General features: G+C 38.2%; 6 protein-coding genes. 2 read left to right on the forward strand and 4 right to left on the reverse strand.

The features are described from left to right. Both H4J50_RS18110 and H4J50_RS18115 read right to left on the reverse strand, forming a co-directional pair. On the reverse strand, positions 1 to 1,261 hold a 1,261-nt coding region (locus tag H4J50_RS18110), incomplete at its 3' end, for a ribonuclease R family protein (RefSeq protein WP_182257580.1). 113 nt (positions 1,262 to 1,374) lie between these two features. Continuing rightward, positions 1,375 to 1,992 carry a tetratricopeptide repeat protein gene (locus H4J50_RS18115; RefSeq protein ID WP_310733282.1) on the reverse strand — a complete coding sequence of 206 codons (618 nt, stop codon included), beginning with the start codon at positions 1,990 to 1,992 and terminating at the stop codon, positions 1,375 to 1,377. A gap of 267 nt (positions 1,993 to 2,259) precedes the next feature. Between H4J50_RS18115 and H4J50_RS18120 the strand changes: the two genes are divergently transcribed. Beyond that, positions 2,260 to 3,282: a GGDEF domain-containing protein gene (locus H4J50_RS18120; protein ID WP_182257582.1), complete on the forward strand. Its 1,023-nt coding sequence runs from the start codon at positions 2,260 to 2,262 to the stop codon at positions 3,280 to 3,282. Positions 3,283 to 3,362: 80 nt separating this feature from the next. After that, a complete protein-coding gene (locus tag H4J50_RS18125; RefSeq protein WP_182257583.1) occupies positions 3,363 to 4,532 on the forward strand; it encodes an HD-GYP domain-containing protein in 1,170 nt (389 codons plus the stop codon). Between the two features lie 105 nt (positions 4,533 to 4,637). On the opposite strand, the gene H4J50_RS18130 is transcribed toward H4J50_RS18125, so the two are convergent. Together H4J50_RS18130 and erpA are read right to left on the reverse strand one after the other, a co-directional pair. Further along, complete coding sequence (locus H4J50_RS18130) at positions 4,638 to 6,047, reverse strand: M20/M25/M40 family metallo-hydrolase (RefSeq protein ID WP_182257584.1); 1,410 nt, start codon at positions 6,045 to 6,047, stop codon at positions 4,638 to 4,640. 287 nt (positions 6,048 to 6,334) lie between these two features. Further along, positions 6,335 to 6,593 (reverse strand): iron-sulfur cluster insertion protein ErpA (gene erpA / locus H4J50_RS18135; RefSeq protein WP_182257585.1); only part of this gene is annotated, 259 nt, incomplete at its 5' end.

Genomic DNA, 6,593 nt, shown 5'->3' on the forward strand with positions numbered 1-6,593 from the left:
GGTTATCTAAATCTGGGATCAATGCTTGATACTGTGTACGTAACTCTGCGCGATAATCTTCGTCTTTTTGCTCAGGGTTCACACCTAAAATGGTTGCTACTTTACTGTAAGTAAAACGTGCTTTAGAGCGCATGACTGCAGGATAGAATTTCGAACCGGCTAGCTCGCCCGCTGCACTGATGGTCATTTCGCAAACCATACACAACCGGTCAACATCAGGATTTAATGAACATAAGCCATTAGAAAGCTTTTCCGGCAACATAGGAATAACTTGGCTTGGAAAATACACTGAATTACCACGAGAAATAGCTTCTTCATCTAATGCGGTTTTATCACGCACGTAATAGCTTACGTCAGCGATAGCAACCCATAGCGTCCAACCACCATCAGCAATAGGTTTACAATAAACCGCGTCGTCAAAATCTCGTGCGTCTTCACCATCAATAGTAACTAAGGGTAGTTCACGAAGATCAACTCTTGGTGCTTTTGCTGATTCTTCAACTTCATCTGCAATGCCGCTAACTTCAGCAATAACTTCAGGAGAAAATTGATTTGGTAGATCGTGCTCACGTAAAGCAATTTCAATTTCCATACCGGGAGCCATATGCTCGCCTAGCACTTCAATTACTTCACCCACCGCATTTGAACGTTTAGTCGGTCTTTGAATAACATTAACAACAACGACTTCGCCGTGACGGGCGCCTAACTTTTTATCTGGTTGGATCAAAATTTCTTGTTGAATACGGGCATCATCGGGCACAACACAGGCAATATGATGGTCAACATAGAATCGACCTACAACTCCAGCAGTGCGAGGTTTAATAACATCAAGTATCTTAACTTCTTTGCGACCTTTTCGATCGGTACGATCAATCAGTATAGCTTCGACTATGTCACCATGAATAACCCGCTTCATTTCATAAGATGAAATGTAGAAATCTTTGTCGCCACTATCGGGTGCAAAGAAACCAAAACCATCACGATGACCAATAACCTTACCCGTTAAAACATCACTACGATTTGCAACAGCGTATTGTTTAAATTTGTTAAACACAATTTGACCGCTATTTTCCATGGCGCGCAGACGATGTTTTACTCCGACAATCATTTCTTCGTCGGTATACTGCAACTGCTTAACAATAGCTTTAAAGGTTGGCGGGATATTAGATTTTTCGATCAGCGACAATAACAGCTCTCGGCTTGCTACCGGTTTATCATATTTGTCAGCTTCACGCTGTTTGTGTGGGTCTTTATCGGTCACATTTATTCAGTAATGGTTTTTTTTGTAGTATATCGTAGATTAACTATATACCCAAGCGAGATAAAAGCCTGAGGTTATTACAAATCAGAACAATATTTTGCCGGTATAAGCGGTTAATACTTTCCGTTACTGGCAGCATTCACGACACGGTCAGGCATTTTTTGCGCTAATTTAGCCAAATGCTGAGCGATAACTTTATGTTCTTTTTTATCATCGCTAACAGATTGATGTAACTGGGTATATAGCTGAGGAAAGTCCAATGGGCTGCCATGACCGGCTAAATATAAATCGGCTAATCTAAGCTGAGCTTTTAAGTTATTTAATGCCGCTGACTCCTTTAAAAACATAATGGCTTGATTAATATCAACTTGTACAAACTTACCTACATGATAATAACGCCCCATTTGCTCTAGTGCTTCAGATAACCCCTGATCGGCAGAAGCCTGCATATAATGCAAACCTAACGGCACATCTTTCTTTACGCAAACTCCGTAAGCCAGCATGTCGCCCCAGAGAAATTGATAGGACGGCATCTGAGATTTCACCGCACGCGCTTCAATATCTTGTACTAATTGGCAATCATCAATAACAACTTGGCTTAAGTGTTTGTTCTCTTTTATTAAATCAAGCAACACGTTATCACTATAAATTTGTACAGCAGTTAATTCTGCAGCCGAAACACTGATAATCTGCGTAAAAGTAAATAAGATTGCTATAAGTAATTTTCGCATTGGTTGCATATTACCTCGTTCCCTATGATGCTATTTAATTGGAGTTATTTTTATATCGGCCATTATCTTAATTAGCTTAGCCAATTGTTGCTAAAATTAACCTATTTAATCTGCTTAACAAGCAAATATAATACCATTAAAGCCCTTTTATTTTACTAACGCTTAGTTTTCTGTCTTCAAGCACAATTAATACTGCTAGGAATATACTTGCACTCTCTAAGATAAAATATAACAATGATAAAGATCTGAGCAATCAAGGCGAACTCAATGTCGCAAATTCATCAGTTAATTGAAAATTCAAAAGTAAACGAAAGTATTGCCCGTAAATTATTTGAAATAGAAACAGAAGTACTTGCTTGTCAATCTAGTGAGGAGCTTCTAGAGCGCTTACTTGGGCTGATTCAAACTAAATTTCAATTGTCTGGGATTTCCTTGCTCCTTGCTGAACCAACACCTATAAGTTATCTCATTAATGGTAATTTACAATCTAATTGGCATCAAAAAAACACCTCTCAAATATCTGCTGAAAAATTAAGTTTATTACATATAGACAAGAAACCGATGTTAACTAACCAGTTAGAGCAACTGGATAACATTGTACCAAAAACCTTATTAATCGGTGCAAAGTCGGCGGCGCTAACGCCATTATCATTAGAAGGTAAGTTATTTGGTAGCTTATTGTTTACCGATAAATCATCTGCTCGATTTCATCAAGACTTAGGTACTTTTCATTTAGAACAGCTCGCGGTTAAAGTCAGCCTTTGTTTATCAAATGTCTTAATTCGAGAGCAACTGCAATACATGGCGCATTATGATCGATTAACCGGTGTAGCTAACCGCCGCTTAATGGAAGTTTGTATAGCTGAAGAGCAGATTCGCCAACGCCGTTATGGTGTACCTTTTTCGGTGTTATTTATTGATTGTAATAAATTTAAAGTGATAAATGATACCTATGGGCATGACTGTGGCGACAAAGTTTTGACTTATGTGGCGAGTCAATTACAGGAGTTAGTGCGGGAGAATGATAAATGCTTTCGCTATGCTGGTGATGAGTTTGTCGTTGTCCTTGCCAGCCAAACACTGTTAGAAGCCGAACAAGCTAGTGATCGTTTATGTCAGTTCTTTGAGAAGAATCCAATGCCTTATCAAAATAGCCGGTTACCTGTTAGCATTAGTTGTGGAGCTGCTGCAAGCAGTGGTGCTGAGACGATGGATGAATTGTTAAAAACTGCCGACAAAAACCTATATGTAAATAAAAAAGCAAATAATGGCATGGTGTTTAAGCTATAAGAATAATTTTTTGATAAAATAAATTTCCTTTTATTAACCAGTGACTACTATATAAGGTATCTGTCCTAAGTAATTGCATTATGATAATAAAAGTTAGTATTAATGATTTAAAAAAAGGCCACTTTGTAGTCGATATTGTTGAACAACATGGTACCTATAATTTAGCACGTGCTGGACATATCAAAAATAAAGACATAATCCGCAGCTTAAAAGCTAAGGGTGTCGACTCTGTATTGATTGATACCACTAAAACTATCGACGAAGCTCTCAAGGCAAATCTACCCGAACAATTAGAAAAACCTGGGCCTTTAATCCTCGAGGTTACCAAAGCTAAAAAGTTATTCAAGCAATCAAAAAAAATTCAGCAACAAATCTTCCTTGATGTCCAAGAGAACCGTGCTATCAACCTTGCGCCTATTATTGAAGTTACTCAACACATCATAACAGCAATATTTAAAAATCCTGATGCGTTAGTTTGTGTGATAAATATTCGTGACAAAAATGAATATTTATTAGAGCATTCCGTTTCTGTTTCTGTACTTATGACTGTTTTTGCTCGGTTTTTAAAAATAGATCGCGATATTACTCAGCAGCTTGCCATTGGTGCATTTCTACATGATGTAGGTAAAATTAAAGTCCCCGAACATATCCTCAATAAAGTAGAAAAGTTAACAGATCAAGAGTTCCATATTATAAAGGAACACGTCAATCATTCCGTTGAAATTATTAAAGCGATACCCGATATTTCGCCATTAAGTTTAGAGGTTGCTGCGCTTCATCATGAGCGTTCAGATGGGTCTGGCTACCCGCAACAATTAAAACAAGACAACATTTCTAACTACGGGGCGATGATCGCCATCTGTGATATTTTTGATGCGCTAACAGCAGAGAGCTGTTACAAAAAAAATTACAGCCCAATTAAAGCATTCAATATATTAAGACGCTTGGCCGTTGACGGTAAACTTATGCCTAGACTGGTAGATTTATTTATTAAGTGTTTAGGTGTCTACCCTGTTGGTAGCATAGTAGAGCTTAACTCTCACCGCCTTGCTATTGTTGAAAGCAGAAATCAGGACGATCCAATCAACCCCAAGGTACGTTGTTTTTACAATATAAAATATCAACGATATATCATGGCAAAAAATATTGATCTAGCGAAAGAAGCCGACTTTATTATTCGAGGTGTTAATGCTGCAGATTTTGATATTGATCACAATCGAATTATCGAATTCTTATTACAAGAAGGCTAATCAAAGTGATGATTGGGGCAAGATATACTTATAGATTTTAGTGTATAAAAAAGTATAAATAAAAAGGGCTAATATGAGATATTTTAGCCCTTTTACATTTGTTATTTATTTTCTAAAGTCCACCATCGCCTGAGCAGCGAAGTAAGCATACATAGTATAAATAGCAGTATTAACCTTTAAAGCTTCTGGTTCAACTTTGTCTAAAGTATCATTTTCAGTATGGTGATAATCGAAATAATTTGAGCCATCTGGTGAAAAGTTGATGCTTGGCATACCTGCATCACTCAATGCACTCATATCGGATTGTCCTTTGGCATTATTCTCTGGTGCTAACGCTACGCCCATTGGAGCCAAATATTGAGCTAATTCACGAATAGCGTTTAATGATTGCGCGCCAACCCCTGGGGTCATTTTATAAATGCGCCCTATGCCGAAATCCCATTCAGCACCCAGTACATGAGCATCCATATCATTTTTATGCGCTTTTACATATTGCTTAGCGCCTAATAAACCAACTTCTTCAGCAGCGAAAAGAATAACGCGAATAGTACGTTTAGGACGTTGAGGTAGTTGCCCAATGTGGTGAGCAGCAGCCATTACCATACCTATGCCTAAACCGTCATCTAATGCACCTGTACCAACATCCCAGCTATCTAAGTGAGCACCTAATGAAACAATTTCTTCAGGTAATTCACTGCCAGTAAATTCACCAATAACATTAGCAGATGTTGCAACAACTTCAGCATTCGTTTTAGCGGTCATATTTAAGTATAAACTCACCGCTTTACCACGCTTGAGTTGGTTCACTAATAAATCAGCGTCAGGGTTCGATAAAGCGGCCGCTGGAATTTTTTTAACTTGATCGTTATAACGCATAACACCAGTATGTGCCGTTCGGTTATTATCAGTTCCAACAGAGCGCATAATTAGTGCTGAAGCACCTTTTTGTGCTGCAACTACAGCACCACCGACTCGCGTACCTACTGCTGGCCCATATCCTTCACCATCAATATGACGTTCCATTTGATAAGAAACAAAAGCGATTTTACCTTTAAGGCTGTTATCTGGTGCCGCTTTTAAGTCAGCAAAGGTTTCAAAATGAGCAACATTAGCGGTTAAACCTTCTTGTTTTGTACCGATACTGCCACCCAGGGCTAAAACAACCAGGTCATGCGGATAAGGAGCGACAATTCGGGCTTTTGCTTCACCACGTAACCAATAACTTCCGGTAACTTCTTCGGTCCAAACTTTATCGAACCCTAAAGCTTTCATTTTATTTACGGCCCAAACAATCGACTTTTTATCGCCTTCAGACCCCATTAAGCGATGACCTACTTCTGTAGTTAACGATTCAATTAATTGATAGGATAAATCTGATTGTAGCGCCGTTTGCTTTAGCGTATTCAATTGGGTTTGTTGCTCAGCATTCAATTGTTGTGCTGACGCGAAGAAACTGACTACGCTTATTAGAGCGGCTAAACCAGTACTGGCAATTAATTTTGTTTTAGAAACCATGTTTTTCCTTAAATCAATTATTTTTACAATTTGCCTTTAAGTATCTATAAAAGGCACCTGACTTGCAATAACATCCCTTGATTCAGCTGATATCATTCCTTAAATATTTGCAACAATTGTAAAGATTTACTGCCCTTCAACACTTAAAGCAATAATGTAGATCTGTCATTTAAGAGGTTATTGATGAGCAAGCTATTTATTGAGTTATCAACTCGCTTACCTCTAAGTGGTCGAAGATCAAAAAAGCCAACACTTAGTCGGCTTTTATTTACACTAAATGCTTAATATTAGATCGAAAAAGAAGAACCACAACCACAGGTGGTCGTTGCATTTGGGTTTTTCACTAAAAAGCGACTACCTTCTAGGCCTTCAATATAATCGACTTCACCGTCAACTAAATACTGCAAGCTCATTGGGTCGATTACCATAGTAACGCCTTTTTTTTCTATCGTCATATCACCGTCGTTGACTTTTTCATCAAAAGTGAAACCATACGAAAAACCAGAGCAGCCACCACCCGTAACATAAACACGTAATTTCAAGTCT

It is taken from the genome of Colwellia sp. 6M3 (assembly GCF_014077595.1).
In the GTDB taxonomy this organism is placed as follows: domain Bacteria; phylum Pseudomonadota; class Gammaproteobacteria; order Enterobacterales; family Alteromonadaceae; genus Cognaticolwellia.

What these genes read in the sequence shown, in the direction of transcription:
- H4J50_RS18120 (WP_182257582.1), top strand. Translation starts at nt 2,260, where the DNA reads ATGTCGCAAATTCATCAGTTAATTGAAAATTCAAAAGTAAACGAAAGT.
- H4J50_RS18130 (WP_182257584.1), bottom strand. Translation starts at nt 6,047, where the DNA reads ATGGTTTCTAAAACAAAATTAATTGCCAGTACTGGTTTAGCCGCTCTA.
- H4J50_RS18115 (WP_310733282.1), bottom strand. Translation starts at nt 1,992, where the DNA reads ATGCGAAAATTACTTATAGCAATCTTATTTACTTTTACGCAGATTATC.
- H4J50_RS18125 (WP_182257583.1), top strand. Translation starts at nt 3,363, where the DNA reads ATGATAATAAAAGTTAGTATTAATGATTTAAAAAAAGGCCACTTTGTA.